This window comes from Vibrio ruber DSM 16370 (assembly GCF_900163965.1).
GTDB classification, from domain to species: Bacteria; Pseudomonadota; Gammaproteobacteria; order Enterobacterales; family Vibrionaceae; genus Vibrio; species Vibrio ruber.
Genome location: NZ_FULE01000025.1, coordinates 62,327 through 85,303, shown reverse-complemented (window position 1 = coordinate 85,303; position 22,977 = coordinate 62,327). Strand labels below are relative to the sequence as shown.

The window sequence follows — 22,977 nt, the reverse complement described above, 5'->3', positions numbered from 1 at the left end:
TGTTAATAAATTGGATATATATAAGCATTAAATGCGATCATCTAGTGAAAGATTTTGAAATGACGTCTATCTAACGATTTTCCGGTTATAGATACCGATTTTATCAAAAATATTGACATGTCGAATCTACTTCAGGACGCGAGTGTCATCTTTCAGTATGGTATACTTTAAAAGAGAATCAATATTGCACTCGTAAAATACGCTAGCTGATACATGTTGTGATTGCAGATGTTACAATTTTAGGGTGATGAAGCGTATTCAGGAGGTACCAGTGACTCAAACCTTAGTTATTGTTGATGTTCAGAATGATTTTTCACCGTCGGGGGCATTGCCTGTACCCGATGGAGACAGTATTGTCACTGTGATCAATCGGTTAATGCCTTGTTTTGACCATGTTGTTGCTACGCAAGACTGGCACCCCGCAGGGCACGGTAGCTTCGCATCCGTATATCATCTTTCTCCCGGGGAGATGATCGAGCTGAATGGCATCCAGCAGATTTTATGGCCTGATCATTGTGTTCAGTCATCTTGGGGCGCTGAATTTATCCCCGGGTTAGCAACACATCATATTGAATACATTGTTCACAAAGGCAGTAATCCAGAGGTTGATAGTTACAGTGGATTCTTTGATAACGGAAAACGACAGACCACCGGACTTTTGGATTATTTAAAAACAATTGATTCAGATGAATTATATATTGTCGGGCTTGCAACAGATTACTGTATTCTGTTTACAGCACTTGATGCCGTTGAACTTGGCTTTAAAACTTATGTTATTCAGGATGCCTGCCGTGCTGTGAATTTGGATCCTGACGATGAAGAAAAAGCGCTGGCGAAAATGGCGAATGCCGGATGCAAGATTATTCATTCGAGATATGTACTGAATGAATCATGACGCTTTGAGGGGCAAGACGATAAGAATCAATCGGTCACGAGAAATAACAGCAGATGTAACAAGTGACACTGGGGGAGCTATATGAAAAGAGTCAGCAACAGGACTGACCCATCCATGGCTTTACTTCCGACGATACAGTCTTTCGGGCCTGCCAACCCGACCGTGTTGAATAATCGCTTCAAGGAAGCTGGTGGACGTACAATATTCAAGGTATCGGCGAGCGGTCGTTTTACTGATGCCAACGAGCTTACCCAGTGATTCTGCGGTGTGTGTTACATCATCTTCTTGGTAAATGACTTTGATCTTATCCAGTGTAAGTTCATCAATACCTTTGGGGAGATTATCTTGATGGTATTGTGCTTTTGATTGAAAGTTGAGTAATTCATCAACATGTCTTTGGTTGAAGTTATCAGCAGCTTTCAGCGAATTGTTATATTTTAAATATCGTTCAAGTGAATCTTGTAACCGGTCATAGGCAATCGGTTTTAACAGGTAATCGAAAACACCGCAGCGAACCGCCTCACGGACGGTTTCCATATCTGAAGCCGCGGTGACAAAAATAACGTCCGGCATATTCCCGCCAGAGATCATCTCTTTCAATAAATCCAGGCCGCGTCCATCGGGAAGAAAATTATCCAATATAATTAATTGTGGTTTTAAAAAGCGGAGCATGTTGCGCGCTTCAGCGAGGGAGCGGGCAACACCAACCGGGCGAAATCTAGGCATTTGATTCAGGTAGTAAGTGTGAAAATCAGAAATACTGACTTCATCTTCAACAATCAATACATCAAACACATCCATTATTATGTACTCACGTTAGGGATGAAAATAGAAAAAATGGTACCTTTCGGTTCTGCATGATCAATCAATATCGTGCCATTGGCCTGTGTTACCAGACGGTGAACGAGATATAAACCGATACCATGTCCCGGCTGTTCCTTGCTACTGACACCTTTGGTAAAAAGTGAATCAGAAATTTCTTCTGGGATACCGGTACCATTGTCCGCTACCTCGATGACGAGTTCGTCTGAGGCATCGGTTAAAAGCAGTGAGACTGTTTTATTACTGCTATCGTTTTTTAAAGTAGCTTCAAAGGCATTGTCAAGTAGATTCCCCAAAATTGCGGCCAGTTCGTCGGATGACATGCATTGTGGTTGTTTTTGCATCTGACAGAGCGGATCAAATTCCAGCTGGAGGCCGAGTTCTTTCGCGCGGCTGTATTTGCCCAGCAGCAGCCCGGCAATAATCCGCGAGCCGAAAGTTTGAGTAATATAATCGATGAGTTGTTGTTGGTTGTGCGTTTCTTTCTGAATTGCCTGAATGGCTTCATCGTAAGCGCCAATTTGTACTAATCCTCCGATAGTTGATAATCGATTGGTGTATTCATGGCTGAGCACACGAAGGTTTTCCGTATGCTGGCGAATTTGTGAAATTTGCGACGTCAGGGTATTGATGTCATCCCGTCGACGAAAACTCACGACCCAGCCAATATGTTTTTCGTACTCCCAAATGTTGACTCGGTTAGCAACCAATGTTTCTCCGTTACAAGTGATCAGTTCATCTTGTTGATCATTGGTATCAGTCTGACCATGCGGGTTACTTCCCATAAAAAAAGAAGCGGGTGTGACAAATTCAGTAATGTTTCTGCCGAGCAAATACTTGGGGGGATGTGCGATTCCTAATGTTTTGAGTGCACGGTTATTAACCGACAATATTTCCCCTTGGGTACTGACAGCGATAATACCTTCATAAACGCTCTGTAAGATTGAACTGTGTAAGCGCAGAGAAAGAGCTATTTCTTCCGGTTCCATGTCGAACATTTGCTGTTTGATATGTTTGGTAAATAACCAAGCTCCGAGCATGGATAAAATCAGCAGGGCAAATACGGCATAAAACAACGGATAAGAATAAAATGCCAGCCAGTCACTGATACTATTCACTAAATAACCAACGGAGATGACACCAATAATCTCATCGTGCTGATTAATAATTGCTGATTTACCACGAATCGCAAACCCCAGACTGCCTTTTCTTAAAGACGAGTAATATTCCCCGTATTTTAATGCCCGAACGTTGTCACCTCCCTGCATAGGAAAACCGACTTTATCTGAATCAGGGTGTGCCAGCCGAATTCCCTTTTTGTTGCCGACAACAATGAAGTCGGCATCGGAGATAGCTTGTAGTTCATGGACGGTCTCTTGAATCGCTGCAACATTATGTTGTTCGATGTTTTGGATCAGAACTTTATTGTGTGCAATCTCTCTGGCCTGGATAACGGCTTTGGTTCTGAACTGATGTTCGAGACTTTTACTGAGCGTAAGATGAAAAAAAACTGTGACCAGTATTAATTGAATTGAAATAACAAAGATAAGCAGAAGTGCAACCCTGAGCCGGAATGAAAGCTTCTGACATATGTGTGTATGAGCGGCTTGAAAGATCGTTTTGAGCATAACGTTATAATAGGCTGATGATTATCAAAGGCTGTAGGTAAAGGATTATAGTTATCAGGTGATTATATCGATTCTGCGGATGAATAGATTGATCAAAGTGATTCAAAATCCATTTAAGCGTTAATTTCTTGTATTGCCATAACCGTTTTTCAGCATCACCATTGTGATAAATACAATTCATTCCGGTCAACGCTGGCAGGCGATTATCATACGATGTCTTATATCATGAACGATTCCGTGAAGTATCGTGGTTTGTAGCGCGTCGGATGACACGCTACAAAGAAATGAGAATTACATAAATATTCCGAATATCACACTGGCAATGATGAGAACAATCCCACCACCAAGCCGAGAGGATATTTGGGCATAAGAGAGTAAATTCATCCGGTTAGAGGCTGCCAGCACTTCAAGGTCACCAGAGCCACCACGGTTTGCCATACACAGACCCGCCGTGATTGAAGATTCAACCGGATAAAAGCCCATCATCCAACCACCGATTGCAGCGCCAAAAATTGCACCGAATACAATAAGTGCAGCAATAATGACATTGGTGAAAGTTAAAGCATTCATGACTTCACCGAGATCGGTGTAGGCAATACCGACACCAACCATCAAAACCCAAAGCAACTGTTTCGAGAAGAAGGAAGACAGACATTTTGCACCTTCTTTGATTTCGTCAGAGCAGAGACCGGCACCGTTAATGAGCGCAACAATGATCACCATATAAGCGAAAGTATGAATTTTAATATCACCAAATCCGGGGAGAATATGCTTTGACAGCGAGGCTGATAACGTATAAACACAGGCCGCAAGCATAAGACCAATCGCGATTTCACGAGGGGTAATCGTCGGTGTTTTAGCTTTTTCACCGACATCGAATTTTGACTTGCGTAGCAGTTCTCCGTTACCCGTTAATGACGGGATCTTATCTCCTAAACCATTCAGGACGGCTGCAGCAATGATTGCCACGATATTGGCAATCGTCAGAATGGCGATAGCAACCGAATAGTATTGTTCTTTTGAGCCGCCGGTTACGGATTCATAAATCTCAGACAGAGGAATCGCACCGGCACCATTACCACCCCCCATGATTGGGAGGACGTACAGCATCATAATACGATCCACCGGTATGCCGAAAATCATACCACCCAGAATACCCAGAATCGATGCACCAGCTACCGCGGCGAGAATTGTTGGAATATAGCCGACTAAGGAGCGCAACAGTAGTTTTCTATTCACGGCAAGAATCGATCCGGTAATCAAGACCGCGATGAACAGATCGAGAAAATCGGTTTTTTTCATCACATCGGAGACCGCGGTAATTTCTTTCTGAGTTAGCAGTCCCATATGGACAAACCAAGCTGCGACCAGAAAAATCATCACAGGCGCGCCACCAATATATTTATTGAATATCGGTAGACGTTTACCGATTTCACCGAATATGGCACCGACAACAAACATAAAACAGAACCCACCGACAATATTGTTCGGTAGTGTATCGGTAATGTGTGCAGTCAAAACCACAAGAAATAGTAGGGCAAAAAGATGGAATGGTATCCCGAATATTTTTATTTGTGACAGAAGCGAATGAGCGCTGGGGGCGTCACTTGTTATTCGTAACGTTTTTTCATTCATAATCAATTTCCGTAGGTTGATGTTCAATTTAGCAATTTAGATAAAAAATTGATCCATAATTGTGAAAAAGTTCATTGAATGAAGTGACGTTAAAAACGTCAATGGCGTTAATGGTTTTTATTGTTTTTTATTTTTAAAAAACAATGAGATAAATAGTTTAATTCATTAAATTCATAAAGAGTTTTTAAGCTCGTATATAAAGTGATTCATATCATTATTTTATGAATATAAACACCGCAAACTATGTCGTGATGAATTTAGTTACAGAGGCAGTACGTCATGTTAGACGAGATATCCTTTTCTCGAGTTCCGATTACGAATCGCTATAAAATAGACAAAATTCAAACCTTTTTAGCACATAACGGGTTGGATATTGATGAAGATGTAGAATACTTCGTGATTGGGAAACATATCTCTGGACAGATACTTGCCTGTGGTGCAATCGCCGGAAAAGTTTTAAAGTCGATTGCAATTGAGAAGACGTATCGCGGCAGTGGATTATCATTGACACTGATGACCGAATTAACCAACTTTGCTTATGAGTTAGGACGATACAATTTATTTTTATTTACCAAACCTCAGAATTTTAATTTATTCCGCCAGTCTGGCTTTTTCCCGCTTGCGCAAGTCGATGACGCCATGATTCTCATGGAAAATAGTCCCAATCGTTTTCAATCCTACTGTCAACAACTCAAACTCATGAAAGTGGCCGGAGAACGTATCGGTGGCATGATCATGAATGCCAACCCATTCACATTGGGGCATCAATATCTGGTTGAAAAAGCCTGTGCGGAGTGTGATTGGGTTCATCTGTTTGTTGTCCGGGAAGAAGGAAAGGATTTCTCTTATCTTGAACGGCTGAGCATGATTCGAGCCGGTACACAGCACTTGAAAAATGTAACGGTTCATCCGGGCTCGGATTACATGATTTCCAGAGCGACATTCCCGACTTACTTCATCAAAGATCAGAAAAAAATTAATTATTGTCATGCAGCACTGGATCTTCAGCTATTTCGCGACGGGATTGTTCCTGCTTTAGGGATCACCCACCGCTATGTCGGCACGGAACCACTTTGTCCGGTAACCAATCATTATAACGAGTCGATGCATTGTTGGTTGGCATCAGGGGCTTGCCGGTCAAACCGTATTGAAATTGTCGAAGTGCCAAGAAAAGCCATTGATGGTGAGCCTGTATCGGCGTCCAGAGTACGACGGTTGCTATCTCAGCAACAGGATGAGCTAGTTGCAAAACTGGTACCGAAAACCACCTATAAAATCTTATTTAGCGATGACGTTCAGTACCATAGGGCCAAGTCGGTTGCGGCCTGAACGGCATCTCATATAAAAATTTAAAATCAGAAAGGCCAAATCCATGGAAATTAAACAACCAGCGTTTGCAGGAACTCTGGAGTCCAGTGATCTTCAGGTTCGAATCGCCCCTAATCACGAAGGTGGCATCATCATTCATCTTGATAGTACGGTTCAGCAGCAGTTCGGTGAAGTGATCAGGCACGTTGTTCTCGATTCTCTCCAGCAACTGAAAGTTGCCGATGCCATTTTAACCATTGAAGATAAAGGGGCTTTGGATTGCGTGATTCAGGCTCGGGTGCAGGCGGCAGTAATGCGTGCTTGTGGTGTCGAACAGATTGATTGGAGCTTATTGTCATGAGTCGATTACGCAGAAGTATGTTATTTGTGCCGGGCGCTAATGCCGCAATGTTGAGTAATACCTTTATCTATAAACCTGATGCGATCATGTTCGATCTTGAGGACTCGGTTTCACTACGGGAAAAAGATACTGCCCGGATGTTGGTATATCGTGCATTGCAACATCCGTTATATCAGGATATTGAAACAGTTGTCCGGGTGAATCCGATTGACTCCAGATTCGGTATCAATGATTTAAATGCAGTCGTGAGAGGAGGAGCGAATGTTGTGCGTCTTCCTAAAACCGATACGGCTCATGACGTGACACTGATGGCAAGCCAAATTGAAGAAATTGAGAGAGCCTGTGGTCGTGCCGTCGGTAGTACCAAACTTTTGGCTGCGATTGAGAGTGCTCAAGGAATCAATAATGCAGTCGAGATCGCGCATAGTTCTTCCCGGCTTATCGGGATTGCGCTGGGCGCGGAAGACTATGTCCGTGACCTGAGAACAAACCGCTCTCCGGAAGGGACGGAGTTACTGTTTGCCCGGTGTAGTATTCTTCAGGCTGCACGAGCTGCCGGAATTATGGCATTTGATACGGTTTATTCGGATGCGAACAATGAAGCAGGGTTTCTCCGCGAGGCTGAGCACATCAAACAGCTTGGATTTGATGGTAAATCACTGATTAACCCACGCCAAATCGATTTACTTCACAATGTCTATGCGCCGACCCAAAAAGAGGTTGATTATGCTTATGCCGTCATTGAAGCGGCTGAAGAAGCAGAGCAGCAAGGGCTAGGGGTTGTGTCTCTTAACGGGAAAATGGTCGATAGCCCAATCATTGAACGTGCACGCTGGACATTGCAACGTGCTGAATCCGGTATCAAACAATAGAAGGCAGTGTGTTATGAGTGTCAGTACGTTAAATAATCCTATTTCGCTTGATGAACTGGAAATCCATTCATTAACGCCATATACAAGAGCCAACGCAATTACACCGCATCTGGCTGAAGAACGATTTAAAAAAGGCAGAAAACTAAAAGGTTCACTTGAGCAGGCCATTAAAGAAATGGGCTTGGCGGATGGGATGACGATTTCTTTTCATCATGCATTTCGAGGCGGTGATAAAACTATCAATGCTGTGATGGATGTGATTGCCAGAATGGGGTTCAAAGATTTAACTTTAGCTTCCAGCTCTCTGACGTCGATTCATGCACCATTAATTGAACATATCCGCAATGGTGTCGTCCGTAAAATGTATACCTCCGGATTACGGGGAGAGCTTGCTGAAGCGGTTTCCCGGGGGCTGCTGGAAGAGCCGGTTCACATTCATTCGCATGGCGGACGGGTTCACTTAGTCCAAAGTGGTGAAGTCCATATCGATGTCGCATTTATCGGTGTGCCATGTAGTGATGAGTTTGGCAATGCTAACGGCATTCAAGGCAAATCTCGCTGTGGTTCTTTAGGTTATGCTCAGGTTGATGCGCAATATGCGGATCGGGTTATCATTCTGACGGAATCAATTGTTGATTATCCCAATGCGCCCGCTTCAATTCGTCAGGACTGTGTCGATGCAGTGGTTCAGGTCGCAGAGGTGGGGGACCCGGATAAAATCGGTGGAGATGCAACGCGAATGACTACCAATCCACGTGAATTGTTGATTGCAAAACATGCGGCTGAGGTCATTGAACATTCCGGTTATTTTCAACCGGGTTTTTCTTTGCAAACCGGCTCCGGCGGCGCTTCTCTTGCGGTGACGCGTTTCCTCAAAGATAAGATGATCAAACATAATATTGTGGCATCTTTCGGTCTGGGCGGAATTACGGCCACGATGGTTGATTTACATGAGCAGGGTTTGATCGAAACACTACTGGATGTGCAGTGTTTTGATTCGGTGGCTGCTGACTCTTTGTCCCGGAATCCGAACCATCATGAAATTTCAGCCAATGAATACGCCAATCCTTCTTCCAAAGGAGCTGTTGTTGATCGGCTGGATGTGGTAATCCTCAGTGCTTTAGAAATTGATATGCAGTTTAATGTCAATGTGATTACGGGCTCTGACGGGGTGATTCGTGGCGCCTCCGGTGGTCATTGTGATACTGCTGCCGCTGCGAATTTAACGATTGTGGTCGCACCATTAGTTCGGGGACGGATTCCGACCGTTGTTGAGCGGGTAACGAATGTGGTAACACCGGGCGCATCGGTTGATGTGTTAGTCACGGATCACGGTATTGCTGTAAATCCGAGACGTGAAGACCTGATCGAACGACTGAATGCAATTTCAATTCCGGTTTATTCTATCGATGCATTGCAGGCACGGGCTGAATTAATTACCGGTAAGCCTGAACCCATTCAATTTACTGACAGAACAATTGCCTTTGTTCGTTACCGGGATGGTTCTGTCATTGATGTGATTAAAGAGGTTGCTCAATGACACACATAGCAGAAGAAACACCCGTCCAATTATGCGAGTTACTTGCATGCAAAGAACAACGGGCAAAAACACAATTGGCTTGGTTGAGAACTTATGGTGTTCCTCTGGTTTCGTTTAGCATCAATATGCCGGGGCCGGTAAAACTGAATGCGGTCAGTGAGCAAATTTTTGCTCAGGGGCTCGCAGCATTAGAAGCCATTTGTCATGAACAGGGATGGACACTCATCGCGCAGCAAATACATCATGAAAAAACAGGTCCTGAGGGGATATTTGCAGTGCAAGGGGTGAGTGCATCCATACTCAAGAAGCAGATGATGCACATAGAGAAGACGCATCCGACAGGGCGGCTGATGGACTTAGACGTGATTGATAAGCAAGGCAAAAGTATTAGTCGTAAAGCTTATCAGATAGGGCGGAGAAAGTGTTTGCTCTGTGAGGAAGATGCGGTCATCTGTGCCCGTTCCCGCCGACATCCGTTGCAGGCGCTTTTGGCGAAAATTGAGGAAATGGTTCATGCAGACGAGTGCTGTCATTGATTTACTGTTTGAAAAACAACGGGATAGAGATGAGCTGAATCGTGACAATATTAGCATGTTACACTGTCACGATCGAGGTCAGTTTCCTTTCGACCAATTCGTCGGCCATTTGGCTTATCATGCCATGATGCTAGAAGTTCATCTGACACCGAAACCGGGGTTGGTTGATACCGTAAATCAAGGAGCCCATCAGGACATGGATCTGGCGTTATTTGTCCGCAGTGCTGAAGCGCTTGCCCCATACATGACCAGTTTTGTTCGGATGGGGTGGCAGCAGCATCATCAACCGCTCTCATCGCTCTTAAATGAGTTGCGACCGATAGGCATTGATGCAGAAACAACCATGTTTCAGGCCACTTCGGGCGTCAATACTCATAAGGGGATGATCTTTTCGATGGGGCTCATTGGTGGTGTGGTCGGTTGGTTGAAAGCCAATCAGCAGCAGATAAACGCTCGAGCTATCAGTGCAGCGGTGAGTCAGTGTTGTCAACAGCCGGTCTGGGATGAGCTGCGGGAGATGAAACATCGTACACCGGTGACGCAAGGAGAAAAGCTCTATCAACAATATGGTGTGACCGGTGCCCGGGGTGAAGCTGCGTCGGGTTTTGAGACGATTATGGTACATGCATTACCGGCCTACCAATCTGCTATCGCACAAGGGGTCTCGACAGAACAAGCTTTGTGGCAGACGTTGTTGGTGCTGATTGCCAATAATCAGGATACTAATTTGCTTGCTCGCGGAGGAATGGCCGGATTACTGTATGCTCAGCAATATGCGTCCAGCCTGTTGGCATCCGGGGGAATTGCCCATCCGGATATCGAAATGGCATTGAATCAGTTTGACCGTTGCCTGATAGAACGTCATCTCAGCCCGGGCGGTAGCGCTGATTTACTGGCTGTGACTTGGCTGATTGCAGAATTAGAGAGCATCTTTTCCCCGATAGATTAGGGGCTACTGACCTTTTGCTGCTCATTTTTATTCGGTTTAAAGTAAGTTTGGATAGATTTGGTGGTACTTTTTCTTCGGTAGGTGACGTTACTCTACCGAAGTTTTTTATCTGGGGGAGATATTTTTAATCATCACTGGCGCATACATACTGTTGTATGGTGCTGTGATGAAGCGCATTTCGTATTGGTTTTTATGACTGAATACAAAATGCGCTTCATGTTAAGTGAGTGGGATATAAAACTGTTATTGCTTGCCTAGATCAAAATATTTCACCAAATCATCCAATTGCTGGGACACATTGTGCAGATGAGTACTGGCGTCTGTCAGTTGCTCAGACAGTCTGGTTGTTTCATCCGTCAGCATACTAATGTCTTCGATATTCTCGCCCAACTCAGCCACGACCGATGATTGTTCTTCAGTTGCTGCGGCATTTTGGGTGTTTTGATCATTTAATTGATGGATATGGTGGCTGATCTCCTGTAATGAATTACTGGTGGCTGTTGCATGGCCGACTACCAGCTGGCTTTTATCTTTACCGAGTTGCATGGCGGAGACTGCGCGAGATGACTCATGACGTAATTTTTCGATAACTTCTTGGATTTCATCAGTCGATGCGGCTGAGCGCGTGGCAAGATTACGGACTTCATCAGCCACGACAGCAAAACCACGCCCTTGTTCACCCGCTCTGGCAGCCTCAATTGCAGCGTTAAGCGCCAGCAAGTTCGTCTGTTCCGAGATCCCGCGAATCGTATCCAGTATGGTACTGATGTCATCAACCTGATGACTGAGTGACTGGACGACATCACTTGACTGATTCAACGTTTCTGTCAGTGCTTCAATCTCTTGCTGTGTTCGCATCACAATTTGATTACTTTCAGATGTCTGTTGAGTTGCCTGATGGGCTGTTTCAGCAGCGTTTGCCGCATTTGAAGCAATTTCACTCACGGTGCTGCCCATTTCAGTAATTGCGGTGGCGACCTGAATAATCCGTTCACTCTGACGAGTACAGTTGTTGTGAGTGAGGTTGGATTGTTTGGCTACATTCTGCGCGGTTTCGGCTAGTTCTCTGGCATTATTGGAAACGTCCTGTATTGAGCTGTGGACTTTCTCGATAAAGCGGTTGAAGCTTTCGGCAATTTGACTGATTTCATCCTGACCGGTGAGTGTGATTCGTGTATGTAGTGCGAGATTATTGGCGGCATAAGTAATGGAGTTTCTCAGAGAGCTTACTCGTTTTCTGAGCTGAATGACGATCCATGTAGAGACAACGATGGAAGCAAGCAAACCGAGAGCAATGGTAATTATCATCACGATTTGAGCTTGGTTGTATGTATCAATACTGATTTGATTGTGCTTTCGGGCTTGCTCCAGTAGGGTATCCAGTAATTTGTTCGATGCTTTACGTGTGACGTTATAGTATCCGGCATAGCGTGCTTTGTAGATTTCTCTGGCACCTTCCAGATCGTTTTTACTCAGAGCTTCCAGCAATGGTGTAATTGCCTGAGAGATCATCTCTTCATAGTCTTTTTGCAGCTTGAGGGCATCTCGCTTCATATCTGGATCAACCTGTGTATCCACCGCAAGTTGCATTGCTTGACGCATTTCGGGAATATCTTCTTTATATGCCTCTTTTACGCGAGTCTGAATCCCTTTTTTATCTTTGAGGGAAGTATCTTGCATCAACATCATATCGATACCGACCCGCATTCTCGGAATTCGCGACGCGGCCTCAGCCATTGCTCGCAAAGGCTCTGCGGTATTGACATAAAGCTGCTCGGATTGATGTTGAATATTGGCCATCTTATGGAGGCTATTGATACCAACCAGAATCAGAGCAAGACAAGGAATTGCCACAGCAATGACCAGTCGTAATTTTAAGGTGAGGCGATTCTGAAACATTCTCATTTCCTACTAAGTGATATCAAGTGGTTGAAAATCGATATCCTGAACGCGTGATTCCCGTTTGACTCAACATTTTTCACAAAATATCAATCCTGGATATGCCGATTTCCGGTAGTTATCTATATGGCTGGCTTTTATATAATTTATTATACAGTCCATCATTTATCTAATTAGTTGTTTAATTAACGAAAATTAAAAAACTACTGACGATGTCTAAAAATCTTCCCTCATATTTTTAATTAGGTTATAAACATGAGTTAGTCAATACCAGAATCTTTCTTTTTATTTACATTCATGTTGCAGAATATGGAGTGAGCTCTCATTTTTTTGCTTTGTGAGCGACTTGTTATAAGAGTTATCGTCTGTTTTTTTGTAATTGAAAACGGTGTGAGTAGTGAGGGGAATCGGGGAAAGAATGGGCGCACTGCACACCCATTCATCGAGAGCTATTGTTACAGAACTTTACAGGCTAAACCTTTGAGGTAGAAGCCCTCCGGATAGGCCGAGTCGATGGGATGATCTGCGGCCTGACTAAAACGTTCGACAAACTTAACACTTCGCCCGGCATCCAGTGCGGCATCAGCAATAATTTTCTGAAATAACATCTGATCCATAAGACCGGAGCAGGAGTAGGTGAGTAACGTCCCGCCCGGTCTGAGAATCTGCATTGCCAGCATATTAATATCTTTATATCCTCGGCAAGCACCGTTCAACTGTGCTTTTGATTCGGCAAACTTTGGCGGATCCATAATAACGACATCAAATTGAGTACCTTGATCACGGTATTCGCGTAATAATTTGAAGACATCTGCGTTTAGAAAGACTGCGCGCTTTTTAGAGAGATCGAACTCATTCAATTGGGCATTGGCCTTGGCGGTATCTAGTGCCGGTTGGGATACATCGGCGTTGATTACCCGTTTCGCCCCACCTTTTAGTGCGTAGAGACCAAACCCGCCAGTATAAGAGAAGCAATTCAGCACTTCTTTATCCTGAACATATTTCATGGCGTGCAAACGACTGTCCCGTTGATCCAGATAAAAGCCAGTCTTATGGCCATTGATGATATCAACGCTGATTTTTATACCATTTTCTTCAATGATAACCGGTGCGGTCGGTGCGCTACCATGTAATACACCGACTTGTTCTGGTAACCCTTCTTTTTTGCGCATGGCAACGTCTGAACGCTCATAAATATGGCATTCCGGGAAACAAGTTTTAAGCGCTTCGACCAGCAAGGGTTTTAACAACTCAGCGGCTGCACTTAACACCTGACAAACCAGATAATCGCCATATCTGTCTATCGTAATTCCCGGTAAGCCATCAGATTCAGCGGCGATCAGCCGATAGCCGGTTAATTGACCCTGATGAATGACGGGTTCTCTAAGCTGTTGTGCCTGACGGATACGCCGGATGAAAAAGTCGGTATCAATATCAGTCGGCTCGAAACTCCAGACCCGGGCGCGAATTTGCGATTGCGGCGAAAAACCGGCCTTCGCCAGCCACTGTCCGTCGTGGCTATAGACATCCACAGTCTGGCCTGAAACTGGCTCACCTTGAACGTGATGAATTGCGCGGGAAAAAATCCAAGGATGGCGGCGGAGGAGGGATTTGTCACGCCCTTTGGCGAGATAGATAGCGGCTGTCATAGATGTATTCTGTAGCTTGAAAAACGATATTGTCGGTGATGTGAGGGGGAAAAGCAATTGCTTGAAGGGATTAGCCTTTGGGTTGCAAGTGTTTTTGAATGTGGTGAATTATTGTTCACAGTGAGCGGGGTATCCATCACATTTGATAGAAATTCAGATATACTGTCCCTATAGCGAATCTCATGGCTCGATGAGTTTTCTGATGCGAAAGAGGAGGAGCTGAAAATGTCACAAAAACGAGAAATCTTTACCGTGAAAGGTGTTGTCCAAGGGGTTGGTTTTCGTTATTACACCTCGCATCAGGCTTTGAAATTAGGGCTGACCGGTTATGCGAAAAATTTACATAATGGTGATGTTGAGGTGGTTGCCTGTGGTGAAGCGGATAAACTGGAATTATTTTATCACTGGCTCCAGCAAGGTTCTCCGGCTGCGCGTGTAGAAGCAGTTGAACGGACCGATTTTCACAGTGAAAAGTCATTTCGGGGCTTTTCAATCCATTAATGGGCAATTTCATTCATGGGTAATGTCGTGGTTGAGGGGGCTTTGTTTCAACGGATAGCGCGATAGGCGATAATGTGTTTAACCGTAAACAGGCTGTACCTCAACCGGTTCGATGTCATTTGAATGTGTCGGTTACATCTAATTTAATGTTCACCGACCTGAGATCGTGATGGTGTCACAGGCATTTTGCTGGTTTGGGGAGTCCGGCCAGTTTGGTTGCCTGTTTAGCCGGGCCTTTACGAAACAGCTTAAAGAGATACTTGCTGTTGCCTTTTTCCGGACCATGGGCTTTTTCCATGGCCTTGACCAACATGCGGATGGCAGGAGAGGTGTTGTATTCTTCGTAGAATGCTCTGACAAAATGAATGACTTCCATATGTGCTTCAGTTAATTCAATACCTTCTGCTTCAGCCAATAGTGGGATCATTCCTTCTTGCCACTGGGTGTGATCAAGTAAATAACCTTCGCTGTCGGTTTCAATTATTTGACCGTTATATTCGAACATAGCTCGGTGTTGCCTCATCAATTAGAACGCGGTAAGGGTAGCGGAGTGCCGGGAATGGCACAATCACTGTTATCGAAAAGATGTGTGAAAATATAAAAAAAGCCCAGAATCTGGGCTTTTTTTGCGCTGCTGTGTCGTTCAAAACATGGCAGTTCGCTGATTTTATTTCAGAACGCCTGTTTCAGAACAATTAATCGTCGTTCATGAAGCCCAGAATACTCAGCAGGCTGATGAACAGGTTATAGATTGAAACATACAGCGTGATTGTTGCCGAAATATAGTTCGTCTCACCACCGCGGACAATTTGCTGTGTAGTCAGCAAAATCGCACCGGTTGAGAACAGCACGAACAGGCCGCTCATTGCCAGATAAAGCGCAGGGAGTTGCAGGAAGATATTTGCAATAAACCCAACGAGCAGTACGGCAAAACCGGCCAACAGCATTCCGGACAGGAATGAGAGGTCACGTTTGGTGGTTAGGGCATAAGCAGAAGCCGCCATAAAGGTCAGGGCTGTACCACCGAGCGCTGTTAATACCACATCGCCGAGACCGGCACTGATATATGCGTTTAGGATCGGTCCTAACGTATAACCGAGGAAACCAGTAAACAGGAAGGTGAAAACTAACCCCATACTGTTATCACGGTTTTTCTCAGTCAGGAACAGCAAACCATAGAAGCCGACCAACATGATGATCAACCCCGGAGACGGCAGGTTCATCGCCATGGATACGCCAGCGACGACAGCAGACCACAACAGTGTCATCCCTAATAGCGCATAGGTGTTTCTTAACACTTTGTTTGTTTGAAGTGCACTATCTAAAGTCGATGTGCGTGAATACATAGGACGGTTCATACGCTTCCTCGTATAGTGGTTGTCTATTACTACTTAAGACTGAATATGGGGGTAAAAGTTCGTATCTTCAACCCTTCATGATGACTATGACCTTATCTTAGTCAAAAGTGAACTGCAATACCGTGACGAAGTTGTAACACAATTTTTCTGATGAGAAACAAGCGTTAACTTTGCCGGTGTCCGGTAATGAAAAGAAGGCACATCATGTGCCTTCTCAATCAAAGTAGTTTTTGAGTATTAATGTTGCAGAATTTGCGCAAGGAAGTTTTGAGTGCGATCCGACTGTGGATTAGCAAAGAACTCTTGCGGATTATTCTCTTCAATAATTTCACCGGCATCCATAAAGATAACTCGGTCTGCCACTTCTTTGGCAAATCCCATCTCGTGTGTGACACACAGCATGGTCATGCCTTCTTCGGCCAGTTCAACCATGACATCCAATACTTCACGAACCATTTCCGGATCCAACGCGGAGGTCGGTTCATCAAACAGCATAATATGAGGATTCATACACAGTGAGCGGGCAATCGCCACTCGTTGTTGTTGTCCCCCGGACAATTGACCCGGATATTTCTTGGCCTGACTGGGGATTTTAACGCGCTCTAAGTATTTCATCGCCAGGGCTTCTGCTTCTTCTTTGGGCATTTTCTTTACCCAGATTGGTGCCAGCGTACAGTTTTCCAGCACGGTCAAGTGTGGGAAAAGATTAAAATGCTGAAAGCACATACCGACCTGACGACGGACGGCTTCGATATCTTTTAAATCTTCGGTGAGTTCATGACCCGCAACAACGATCTGACCTTTCTGATGTTCTTCGAGCCGGTTAATGCAGCGAATCATGGTTGATTTACCAGAGCCTGAAGGGCCACAGATGACGATTCGTTCACCTTTGGTCACATTCAGATTGATGTTCTTTAATACATGAAACTCACCATACCATTTGTTCATGTCCTTAATTTGGATCACGGTTTCTTTATCTTGAGTATTTTGTAGCGTCATAATACGTTCCTTGAAATTTTTATCGTTTGTGACCCGTATGTAGTTTGTTTTCCAGCCAGATCGAATATCTCGACATGCCAAAACAAAATACCCAGAACACTAACGCAACAAATGCATAACTTTCGGTGGAAAAACCAAGCCAATTGGGATCAGTATTTGCTGCCTGACCGATACCAAGCACATCAAACATCCCGATGATGAGTACCAGACTGGTATCTTTAAATAGATCGATGAAGGTATTAACAATTGAAGGGATGGTAATTTTCAGCGCCTGCGGCAAAATGATTAATCCCATCTTTTTGGGGTAACTGAGCCCGAGCGAGTCTGCTGCCTCATACTGTCCTTTAGGGATGGCTTGTAAACCGCCTCGGATCACTTCGGCAATATAAGCGGCACTGAATAACATCACACCGATCAGAGCCCGGACTAATTTATCACTTTCTGCACCGGCAGACATAAATAGCGGTAGCATGACGGAGGCCATAAACAAAACGGTGATCAGGGGGACACCACGCCATACTTCGATATAAACGGTACAGAAACTACGGATGACCGGCATATGGGAGCGTCGTCCTAGAGCAAGTAACACTCCAATCGGCAAAGATGCGACGATCCCGACTAAAGCCAGTACAAGCGTGACCAGCAGGCCGCCCCATTTATAGGTTTCAACGACTGGTAAACCAAACCATTCACCATGGAGCAACCCGGTCATCAATAGTGGATAAGCCGTTAATGTAAACAGGGCTAACCAACCACGTTTCGGGGTCTTCGGATAAGCCAGCAGGACAACTAAAACCGCCAAAGTGGCATAGAAAAGTTGTGGTCGCCATAGTTCACTTTCCGGATAAAACCCAAACATAAACTGATTGAAGCGGACGTAAATTAAAACCCAACATGCCCCTTGCTTTGAACAAGCTTCCCGGCTTTCTCCGATCCAATCGGCTTTAATCAGTGCCCAGTCGATGAGATGGTAGAGTCCGGTGAATGCAAAGTAAGCGATGATGATCGTCAGCACCGAATTGAATACATTGCTGAATAAATGCTTGCGCATCCAGACAATCGGGCCGCTGGCATTTGACGGTGGCGGCAGATCCGGTTGAAATTGATGTACTTTCATCTTATCTCTCCACCAAAGCAACTTTACGGTTATATGTGTTCATTAAAAATGAAGTCACCAGACTGATCGTCAGATAGACAGCCATTGTCATCGAGATCACTTCGATCGCTTGCCCGGTCTGGTTTAGGGTTGTCCCGGCAAAGACATTGATGAGATCAGGGTAACCAATGGCAACCGCGAGCGAAGAGTTCTTCGTTAAGTTGAGGTATTGACTGGTTAATGGTGGAATAATAATTCTCATTGCCTGAGGAATGATGATCAATTTGAGGGTTCTGCGGCGAGACAGACCCAATGACATGGCGGCTTCGGTCTGGCCATAACTGACTGCGTTGATACCTGAGCGCACAATCTCTGCAATAAATGCAGCCGTATAGATACTGAGTGCAACGAGTAGGGCAACGAATTCAGGAATAATCTCAATGCCTCCCTGAAAATTAAATCGTTGCAGAACGGGATATTCTGCTGAAATAGGCATTCCCGTCCAGAAGTAAGCAATAGCAGGCAGGCCGATAATCAGCCCGAGAGCAATACGCAGGGTCGGTGTTTGTTGCCCTGTCACTTTTTGGCGGTTACTGGCCCAGATCTTCACACAAATCGTGGCGATAACACCAAAAATCAATACTGCGAATACCACACCGCTTCCCGATGCAAAAATCGGCTTAGGAATAAACAAACCACTGACGTTAATAAAAACCGAATCTCCAATAGAAATACTTTGTCTTTTGCCGGGTAATGCTTGTAAGACCGAGAAGTACCAGAAAAGAATTTGTAGCAGTAACGGAATATTACGAAAGGTTTCGACGTAAATTGCAGCAAAGCGGCTCACGAGCCAGTTTGATGACAGCCGGGCTATCCCGAGAATAAACCCGAGCACCGTCGCGAAAAAGATACCGATGATTGATACATATAATGTATTCAGTAGCCCGACAACAAAGGTTCTGCCATACGTATCTGTTTCGTTGTAATCAATCAGAGACTGACTGATACCAAACCCAGCCTGTTGACCGAGAAAATCAAATCCGGTGGTAATGCCGCGAGATTCCAGATTTGTCAGTGCATTATTCACAATTGTGTAGATAAAGAAGATCAGTACAAAGATAGCAATTATCTGAAAGACAACTGATCGAAAAGTGGGGTTGTAGAATAAGTGTGTCACTTTTTTGGGGGCAGGAGTATTACCTGTTGAGGACACAGCGTTATTTTCAGGCTTCATACAACAATAACCTCAAGTCCATTTCCGACAAAGGGCGGATTAAACCGCCCGTTTTTAATAGAATGATTAGCGGATTGGCGGAGCGTACATGAAGCCGCCCGCATTCCATAGTGCGTTGACACCACGGGCAATGTTAAGTGGAGAGCCTGAACCGACAGAGCGTTCAAATACTTCGTCATAATTTCCGACTTGCTTGACGATTTGATAACCCCAGTCGTCGCGGATTCCGAGGCCGGAGCCTTTCGGTCCGTCTATGCCTAAAATACGTGTAATGTTGGCATCCGTTGATTTTTTCATTTCATCAACATTTTTCGATGTGATGCCATACTCTTCTGCATTGACGAGTGCAAAGAGCGTCCATTTTGCAACGTTAAACCACTTGTCGTCATCTTGACGGACAACCGGACCCAATGGCTCTTTAGAAATAATTTCCGGCAGTACGACCGCAGAACTTGGATCTTTGAGGTTGACACGGAGTGCGTAAAGTTGAGACTGATCGGATGTCAGTACATCACATCGGCCGGCATCAAAACCTTTCGCAGTTTGAGCTGAGGTGTCAAAAACAACTGGTTTATAAGACATGCCATTTTTACGGAAGTAGTCCGCAAGGTTTAGCTCGGTTGTTGTCCCTGATTGAATACATACGGAAGCACCATCAAGCTCTTTGGCACTTTTCACACCCAGGTTCTTTTTAACCATGAACCCTTGACCATCGTAATAAGTGACACCAACAAAATTAAGGCCTAAAGCTGTGTCGCGCTGTAGTGTCCATGTTGTATTACGGGAAAGGACGTCGATTTCACCGGATTGTAGCGCGGTGAAACGTTCTTTCGCAGTTAGTGGTACAAATTTGACTTTGGTTTTATCACCGAGAACGGCTGCGGCTAATGCTCGGCAATATTCAACATCAATGCCTTCCCATTCACCTTTGGCATTCGGGTTGGAAAAACCGGGGAGTCCTGTACTAACACCACAGGTTACCACGCCATTTGAGAGCACTTTATCAAGGGTGCTTTCTGCTGCTGAAGCAGACTGTGCCGCCATCATTGCAGCGGATGCGACAGTGATTGAAGCAAGAATTTTGACTGTTTTTGCCATGAGTTTGTATCCTTCCAGTATGAACCACTCGGTTGTGAGAGGCATTCCTGACACAAGTAATTCATTTTGCATTTATTGGTTCTGACGGTTGAAACCGCTATTTGTCCAGAATGCTATTCCATTTTCAGTAACAATCGTCTGTAAGCTTAGGTAGGGATTAGGTTTTTCTCAAATTTATAATCAAAAAGAATGATAGTATAATCGCAAACCAAGCCTGCATTTAGCATGGCTAATTGTTACTTAAATGTAAATAGTGCAATCAAGTTCAATCATAGTGCAATTGTGCGTCCATATATTTATTGAATGATTTTTTAGATTTTTATTTCTTTACTCATGACTAATTTAGTTTTTAAATCTAATGTTAGGTGTTAATTTAATCAATAATTTCCAATTGCTCATTTGTTTCGATAATCATTGCACTTTTTTGGGTCATGTGATTTGTTATAGATGTTAATATAAGGTTGCAAATGTTATGCAGTATTTTCCGCTGTTTATGGATTTAACCGATAAAGCCGTTTTAGTCGTCGGAGGAGGAGAAGTTGCCAGCAGAAAAACTGAAGCTTTGGTCAAAGCCGGTGCACGCGTTACTATTTTGTCCCCGGAGATTTCCGCGACACTCCGGACATTGTGGCAGGATGATGTGATTCAATGGATTCAGCAATGCTATGACAGCGCGTTTTTGACCCGCAATTATGTGCAGGTTTGGGCAACGACAGATCATGCTTCACTGAATCACCAGATTTATGCGGATGCCAAATTACTCGGATTACTGGTGAATGTGGTTGATGATCAACCGTATTGTGATTTTATTACGCCAGCAATGATTGACCGCGGAGCAATCCAAGTGGCCATTTCAAGTGGTGGCGCTTCACCGGTGTTGGCGCGCAATATTCGGGAATCCATTGAAGCGATTTTGGCGCAGAATTTACGTGTTCTGGCGCAGTTTTGTGGTGAAAAACGGGAACATCTGAAAGCAAAACGTCCGGATGTTAGTGCCCGTCGCCGTTTCTGGGAAGCTTTTCTGGCAGATCCAATGGTCAAAGAAACGCGAGACCCGGCGGTGCTGGAGCACATGTATCAACGTTACCTTGCTGAGCCGGAACAGGTTGTCCGGGAAGTGGTGTGGGTTGTTTGTGATGCGGATGTGGAATTACTGCCGATGAAAGCGGTGCGTTTTATGCAGCAATCTGAGCAAGTGCTTTACCATCAGGATATCCCCCCGGAAGGGCTTGATTTATGCCGCCGGGATGCCGAAAGAGCCGTGTTTGATAGCCGGGCTCAATTACAAGATTTGCTGGTGAAAGCCCGGGATGAGACCCGCTGCCTGTGTATTATGGTCACTGCAGCCGAGTTTCAGGCTGTGGCTGATTTGAGAGTAACCGGGGAACGTCAGTTTGGTAGCGGCGTTTATCACCGTGAGTAGAAAGATGATTATCCTCACGATTTAGCTGAACAATAAAAATCAAACGTGCTTGTGATATACTGCGCGACTACTAACAGATGAGAGTTATTTCCTATGAGTTTAAAAGAGCAGAGCCAGCAATTGAACAATCGATTGGACAAGTGTAAACATAAGCTGGAAGCAGCCAAATCTCGGGGGGATAATGAGATGATCACCCAGTTCACGGATGAAATTGATGCGTTGGACAAACAGATCAACTCATTGAAAAGTAAGCAGGAATACGATTTAAATAAAGAGCGTAAAAGATTAGCTGATTTACCCTTTTTCCGGGAAATAACCCGTGAAGAGCAAGCCGATATCGGTAAACTGAAAAAATCAGTGAAGGGGCTTGTGATCGCCCATCCGACGACCAAATTAGGTCAGGCGATGCATCTTGAAGTGATGACGGGGTTTGCGCCTCGCAAGTTTTGATTCAGGTGTTTTGTGTTGCAAAGATTGTGTTGCAAAGATTGCGTTGTTGAGGGACACGCTGTCTGACTGCTTATACTGACTGGCAACCACTGTTTGTCAATACGGTTTGCAAGTACTGTTTACAAATAATGTTCGCAGGAATAAAAGGGGCTCGTGATTACGAGCCCCTGAACGTTCAAATCACTTCATTTATAATGACCGTCATTCACAACGATAGTCATTGCAGGGATCAGTCTCTGAAGTTGTCGAATTGGAATGGCTGACCAAAATCTTCTGAACGGATAAAAGTAATCACACTCTGTAAGTCATCTCGTTTTTTACCCGTGACACGAATTTTATCCCCTTGAATCGCCACCTGAACTTTGAGTTTCTGATCTTTGATGCTTTTAACTATTTTTTTGGCCAACTGCGTCTCGATTCCCTGTTTAAATAAAACATCCTGATACCAGCGTTTGCCTGATTGAGTGGCTTGCTGTGTTTCCATCGCGTTACCGTCAACTTCGCGCTTCGCCAGATTACCCCGCAAAATATCGCGCATCTGTTTTAACTGAAAGTCACCTTCTGCCGATAGCTTGACGATGTCATCTTTGAGTTCAAAGCTTGCTTCGACATTTCTGAAATCGAAGCGTGTCGATAGTTCACGGTTTGAATTATCAACAGCGTTTTTTAATTCAACTGTGTCTATTTCTGACACAATATCAAAAGAAGGCATGGGCCAGCTCCT

General features: G+C 44.5%; 22 protein-coding genes. 10 read left to right on the top strand and 12 right to left on the bottom strand.

All coding sequences use genetic code 11. From position 1 onward, the window contains the following. Positions 1-271 precede the first annotated feature (271 nt). The gene (gene pncA / locus VR7878_RS09040) at positions 272-895 is read left to right on the top strand and encodes a bifunctional nicotinamidase/pyrazinamidase (RefSeq protein WP_077335433.1); all 624 of its coding nucleotides are present in this window, start codon (positions 272-274) and stop codon (positions 893-895) included. Positions 896-1,015: 120 nt separating this feature from the next. Here pncA and VR7878_RS09035 read toward each other — a convergent pair whose 3' ends face one another. The 3 genes from VR7878_RS09035 to citS form a co-directional block, all read right to left on the bottom strand. Beyond that, complete coding sequence (locus tag VR7878_RS09035; RefSeq protein ID WP_077335431.1) at positions 1,016-1,699, bottom strand: response regulator; 684 nt, start codon at positions 1,697-1,699, stop codon at positions 1,016-1,018. Then, complete coding sequence (locus tag VR7878_RS09030) at positions 1,699-3,345, bottom strand: ATP-binding protein (RefSeq protein ID WP_077335429.1); 1,647 nt, start codon at positions 3,343-3,345, stop codon at positions 1,699-1,701. The genes VR7878_RS09035 and VR7878_RS09030 overlap by 1 nt, the downstream gene beginning before the upstream one ends. Before the next feature lie 291 nt (positions 3,346-3,636). After that, positions 3,637-4,980 carry a citrate/sodium symporter CitS gene (citS, locus tag VR7878_RS09025; RefSeq protein ID WP_077335427.1) on the bottom strand — a complete coding sequence of 448 codons (1,344 nt, stop codon included), beginning with the start codon at positions 4,978-4,980 and terminating at the stop codon, positions 3,637-3,639. A 279-nt stretch (positions 4,981-5,259) separates the two neighbouring features. Here citS and citC point away from each other — a divergent pair, with 279 nt between their 5' ends. The 6 genes from citC to citG are packed head-to-tail and all read left to right on the top strand — an operon-like array spanning position 5,260 to position 10,546. After that, complete coding sequence (gene citC, locus VR7878_RS09020; RefSeq protein WP_077335425.1) at positions 5,260-6,309, top strand: [citrate (pro-3S)-lyase] ligase; 1,050 nt, start codon at positions 5,260-5,262, stop codon at positions 6,307-6,309. A gap of 43 nt (positions 6,310-6,352) precedes the next feature. Further along, positions 6,353-6,649 (top strand): citrate lyase acyl carrier protein, encoded by a 297-nt coding sequence (citD, locus tag VR7878_RS09015; protein WP_077335423.1) that lies wholly within the window; start codon positions 6,353-6,355, stop codon positions 6,647-6,649. Next, positions 6,646-7,521 (top strand): citrate (pro-3S)-lyase subunit beta, encoded by an 876-nt coding sequence (gene citE / locus VR7878_RS09010; protein WP_077335421.1) that lies wholly within the window; start codon positions 6,646-6,648, stop codon positions 7,519-7,521. Before citD ends, citE begins: the two co-directional genes overlap by 4 nt. Before the next feature lie 13 nt (positions 7,522-7,534). Beyond that, the gene (gene citF, locus VR7878_RS09005; RefSeq protein WP_077335419.1) at positions 7,535-9,061 is read left to right on the top strand and encodes a citrate lyase subunit alpha; all 1,527 of its coding nucleotides are present in this window, start codon (positions 7,535-7,537) and stop codon (positions 9,059-9,061) included. Further along, on the top strand, positions 9,058-9,597 hold the full coding sequence (citX, locus tag VR7878_RS09000) for a citrate lyase holo-[acyl-carrier protein] synthase (RefSeq protein WP_077335417.1): 540 nt from the start codon (positions 9,058-9,060) through the stop codon (positions 9,595-9,597). Before citF ends, citX begins: the two co-directional genes overlap by 4 nt. Beyond that, on the top strand, positions 9,575-10,546 hold the full coding sequence (gene citG, locus VR7878_RS08995) for a triphosphoribosyl-dephospho-CoA synthase CitG (RefSeq protein WP_370737077.1): 972 nt from the start codon (positions 9,575-9,577) through the stop codon (positions 10,544-10,546). The genes citX and citG overlap by 23 nt, the downstream gene beginning before the upstream one ends. A 243-nt stretch (positions 10,547-10,789) precedes the next feature. On the opposite strand, the gene VR7878_RS08990 is transcribed toward citG, so the two are convergent. Then, on the bottom strand, positions 10,790-12,445 hold the full coding sequence (locus VR7878_RS08990; protein WP_077335415.1) for a methyl-accepting chemotaxis protein: 1,656 nt from the start codon (positions 12,443-12,445) through the stop codon (positions 10,790-10,792). A gap of 455 nt (positions 12,446-12,900) precedes the next feature. Continuing rightward, entirely contained in the window at positions 12,901-14,094 is a 1,194-nt protein-coding gene (locus tag VR7878_RS08985) for a class I SAM-dependent methyltransferase (RefSeq protein ID WP_077335413.1), read from the bottom strand. A 225-nt stretch (positions 14,095-14,319) separates the two neighbouring features. Here VR7878_RS08985 and yccX point away from each other — a divergent pair, with 225 nt between their 5' ends. Next, complete coding sequence (gene yccX, locus VR7878_RS08980; RefSeq protein ID WP_077335411.1) at positions 14,320-14,595, top strand: acylphosphatase; 276 nt, start codon at positions 14,320-14,322, stop codon at positions 14,593-14,595. Between the two features lie 175 nt (positions 14,596-14,770). Here yccX and VR7878_RS08975 read toward each other — a convergent pair whose 3' ends face one another. From VR7878_RS08975 to VR7878_RS08950, 6 genes are all read right to left on the bottom strand, one after another. Next, positions 14,771-15,100, bottom strand: a complete 330-nt coding sequence (locus VR7878_RS08975; RefSeq protein WP_077335409.1) for a TusE/DsrC/DsvC family sulfur relay protein — start codon at positions 15,098-15,100, stop codon at positions 14,771-14,773. A 190-nt stretch (positions 15,101-15,290) separates the two neighbouring features. Then, entirely contained in the window at positions 15,291-15,953 is a 663-nt protein-coding gene (locus VR7878_RS08970; RefSeq protein WP_077335407.1) for a Bax inhibitor-1/YccA family protein, read from the bottom strand. 237 nt (positions 15,954-16,190) lie between these two features. Then, positions 16,191-16,952, bottom strand: coding sequence for an amino acid ABC transporter ATP-binding protein (locus VR7878_RS08965; protein ID WP_077335405.1), 762 nt, complete (start codon positions 16,950-16,952; stop codon positions 16,191-16,193). 19 nt (positions 16,953-16,971) lie between these two features. Continuing rightward, positions 16,972-18,069, bottom strand: a complete 1,098-nt coding sequence (locus VR7878_RS08960; protein WP_077335403.1) for an amino acid ABC transporter permease — start codon at positions 18,067-18,069, stop codon at positions 16,972-16,974. Between the two features lies 1 nt (position 18,070). Beyond that, positions 18,071-19,282: an amino acid ABC transporter permease gene (locus VR7878_RS08955; RefSeq protein ID WP_077335401.1), complete on the bottom strand. Its 1,212-nt coding sequence runs from the start codon at positions 19,280-19,282 to the stop codon at positions 18,071-18,073. Between the two features lie 66 nt (positions 19,283-19,348). Beyond that, positions 19,349-20,380, bottom strand: coding sequence for an amino acid ABC transporter substrate-binding protein (locus VR7878_RS08950; RefSeq protein ID WP_077335399.1), 1,032 nt, complete (start codon positions 20,378-20,380; stop codon positions 19,349-19,351). A 472-nt stretch (positions 20,381-20,852) separates the two neighbouring features. Here VR7878_RS08950 and VR7878_RS08945 point away from each other — a divergent pair, with 472 nt between their 5' ends. Both VR7878_RS08945 and VR7878_RS08940 read left to right on the top strand, forming a co-directional pair. Then, on the top strand, positions 20,853-21,803 hold the full coding sequence (locus VR7878_RS08945) for a precorrin-2 dehydrogenase/sirohydrochlorin ferrochelatase family protein (RefSeq protein ID WP_077335398.1): 951 nt from the start codon (positions 20,853-20,855) through the stop codon (positions 21,801-21,803). A 93-nt stretch (positions 21,804-21,896) separates the two neighbouring features. Next, positions 21,897-22,253 (top strand): YibL family ribosome-associated protein, encoded by a 357-nt coding sequence (locus tag VR7878_RS08940; RefSeq protein WP_077335396.1) that lies wholly within the window; start codon positions 21,897-21,899, stop codon positions 22,251-22,253. A gap of 229 nt (positions 22,254-22,482) precedes the next feature. On the opposite strand, the gene VR7878_RS08935 is transcribed toward VR7878_RS08940, so the two are convergent. After that, entirely contained in the window at positions 22,483-22,965 is a 483-nt protein-coding gene (locus VR7878_RS08935; RefSeq protein WP_077335394.1) for a YajQ family cyclic di-GMP-binding protein, read from the bottom strand. Between the last annotated feature and the right edge of the window lie 12 nt (positions 22,966-22,977).

What these genes read in the sequence shown, in the direction of transcription:
- citE (WP_077335421.1), top strand. Translation starts at nt 6,646, where the DNA reads ATGAGTCGATTACGCAGAAGTATGTTATTTGTGCCGGGCGCTAATGCC.
- citX (WP_077335417.1), top strand. Translation starts at nt 9,058, where the DNA reads ATGACACACATAGCAGAAGAAACACCCGTCCAATTATGCGAGTTACTT.
- citD (WP_077335423.1), top strand. Translation starts at nt 6,353, where the DNA reads ATGGAAATTAAACAACCAGCGTTTGCAGGAACTCTGGAGTCCAGTGAT.
- VR7878_RS09030 (WP_077335429.1), bottom strand. Translation starts at nt 3,345, where the DNA reads ATGCTCAAAACGATCTTTCAAGCCGCTCATACACACATATGTCAGAAG.
- yccX (WP_077335411.1), top strand. Translation starts at nt 14,320, where the DNA reads ATGTCACAAAAACGAGAAATCTTTACCGTGAAAGGTGTTGTCCAAGGG.
- VR7878_RS08945 (WP_077335398.1), top strand. Translation starts at nt 20,853, where the DNA reads ATGCAGTATTTTCCGCTGTTTATGGATTTAACCGATAAAGCCGTTTTA.
- VR7878_RS08990 (WP_077335415.1), bottom strand. Translation starts at nt 12,445, where the DNA reads ATGTTTCAGAATCGCCTCACCTTAAAATTACGACTGGTCATTGCTGTG.
- VR7878_RS08950 (WP_077335399.1), bottom strand. Translation starts at nt 20,380, where the DNA reads ATGGCAAAAACAGTCAAAATTCTTGCTTCAATCACTGTCGCATCCGCT.
- VR7878_RS08975 (WP_077335409.1), bottom strand. Translation starts at nt 15,100, where the DNA reads ATGTTCGAATATAACGGTCAAATAATTGAAACCGACAGCGAAGGTTAT.
- citS (WP_077335427.1), bottom strand. Translation starts at nt 4,980, where the DNA reads ATGAATGAAAAAACGTTACGAATAACAAGTGACGCCCCCAGCGCTCAT.
- citC (WP_077335425.1), top strand. Translation starts at nt 5,260, where the DNA reads ATGTTAGACGAGATATCCTTTTCTCGAGTTCCGATTACGAATCGCTAT.
- VR7878_RS08985 (WP_077335413.1), bottom strand. Translation starts at nt 14,094, where the DNA reads ATGACAGCCGCTATCTATCTCGCCAAAGGGCGTGACAAATCCCTCCTC.
- VR7878_RS08955 (WP_077335401.1), bottom strand. Translation starts at nt 19,282, where the DNA reads ATGAAGCCTGAAAATAACGCTGTGTCCTCAACAGGTAATACTCCTGCC.
- VR7878_RS08940 (WP_077335396.1), top strand. Translation starts at nt 21,897, where the DNA reads ATGAGTTTAAAAGAGCAGAGCCAGCAATTGAACAATCGATTGGACAAG.
- VR7878_RS08970 (WP_077335407.1), bottom strand. Translation starts at nt 15,953, where the DNA reads ATGAACCGTCCTATGTATTCACGCACATCGACTTTAGATAGTGCACTT.
- VR7878_RS08935 (WP_077335394.1), bottom strand. Translation starts at nt 22,965, where the DNA reads ATGCCTTCTTTTGATATTGTGTCAGAAATAGACACAGTTGAATTAAAA.
- VR7878_RS08965 (WP_077335405.1), bottom strand. Translation starts at nt 16,952, where the DNA reads ATGACGCTACAAAATACTCAAGATAAAGAAACCGTGATCCAAATTAAG.
- VR7878_RS08960 (WP_077335403.1), bottom strand. Translation starts at nt 18,069, where the DNA reads ATGAAAGTACATCAATTTCAACCGGATCTGCCGCCACCGTCAAATGCC.
- citG (WP_370737077.1), top strand. Translation starts at nt 9,575, where the DNA reads ATGCAGACGAGTGCTGTCATTGATTTACTGTTTGAAAAACAACGGGAT.
- citF (WP_077335419.1), top strand. Translation starts at nt 7,535, where the DNA reads ATGAGTGTCAGTACGTTAAATAATCCTATTTCGCTTGATGAACTGGAA.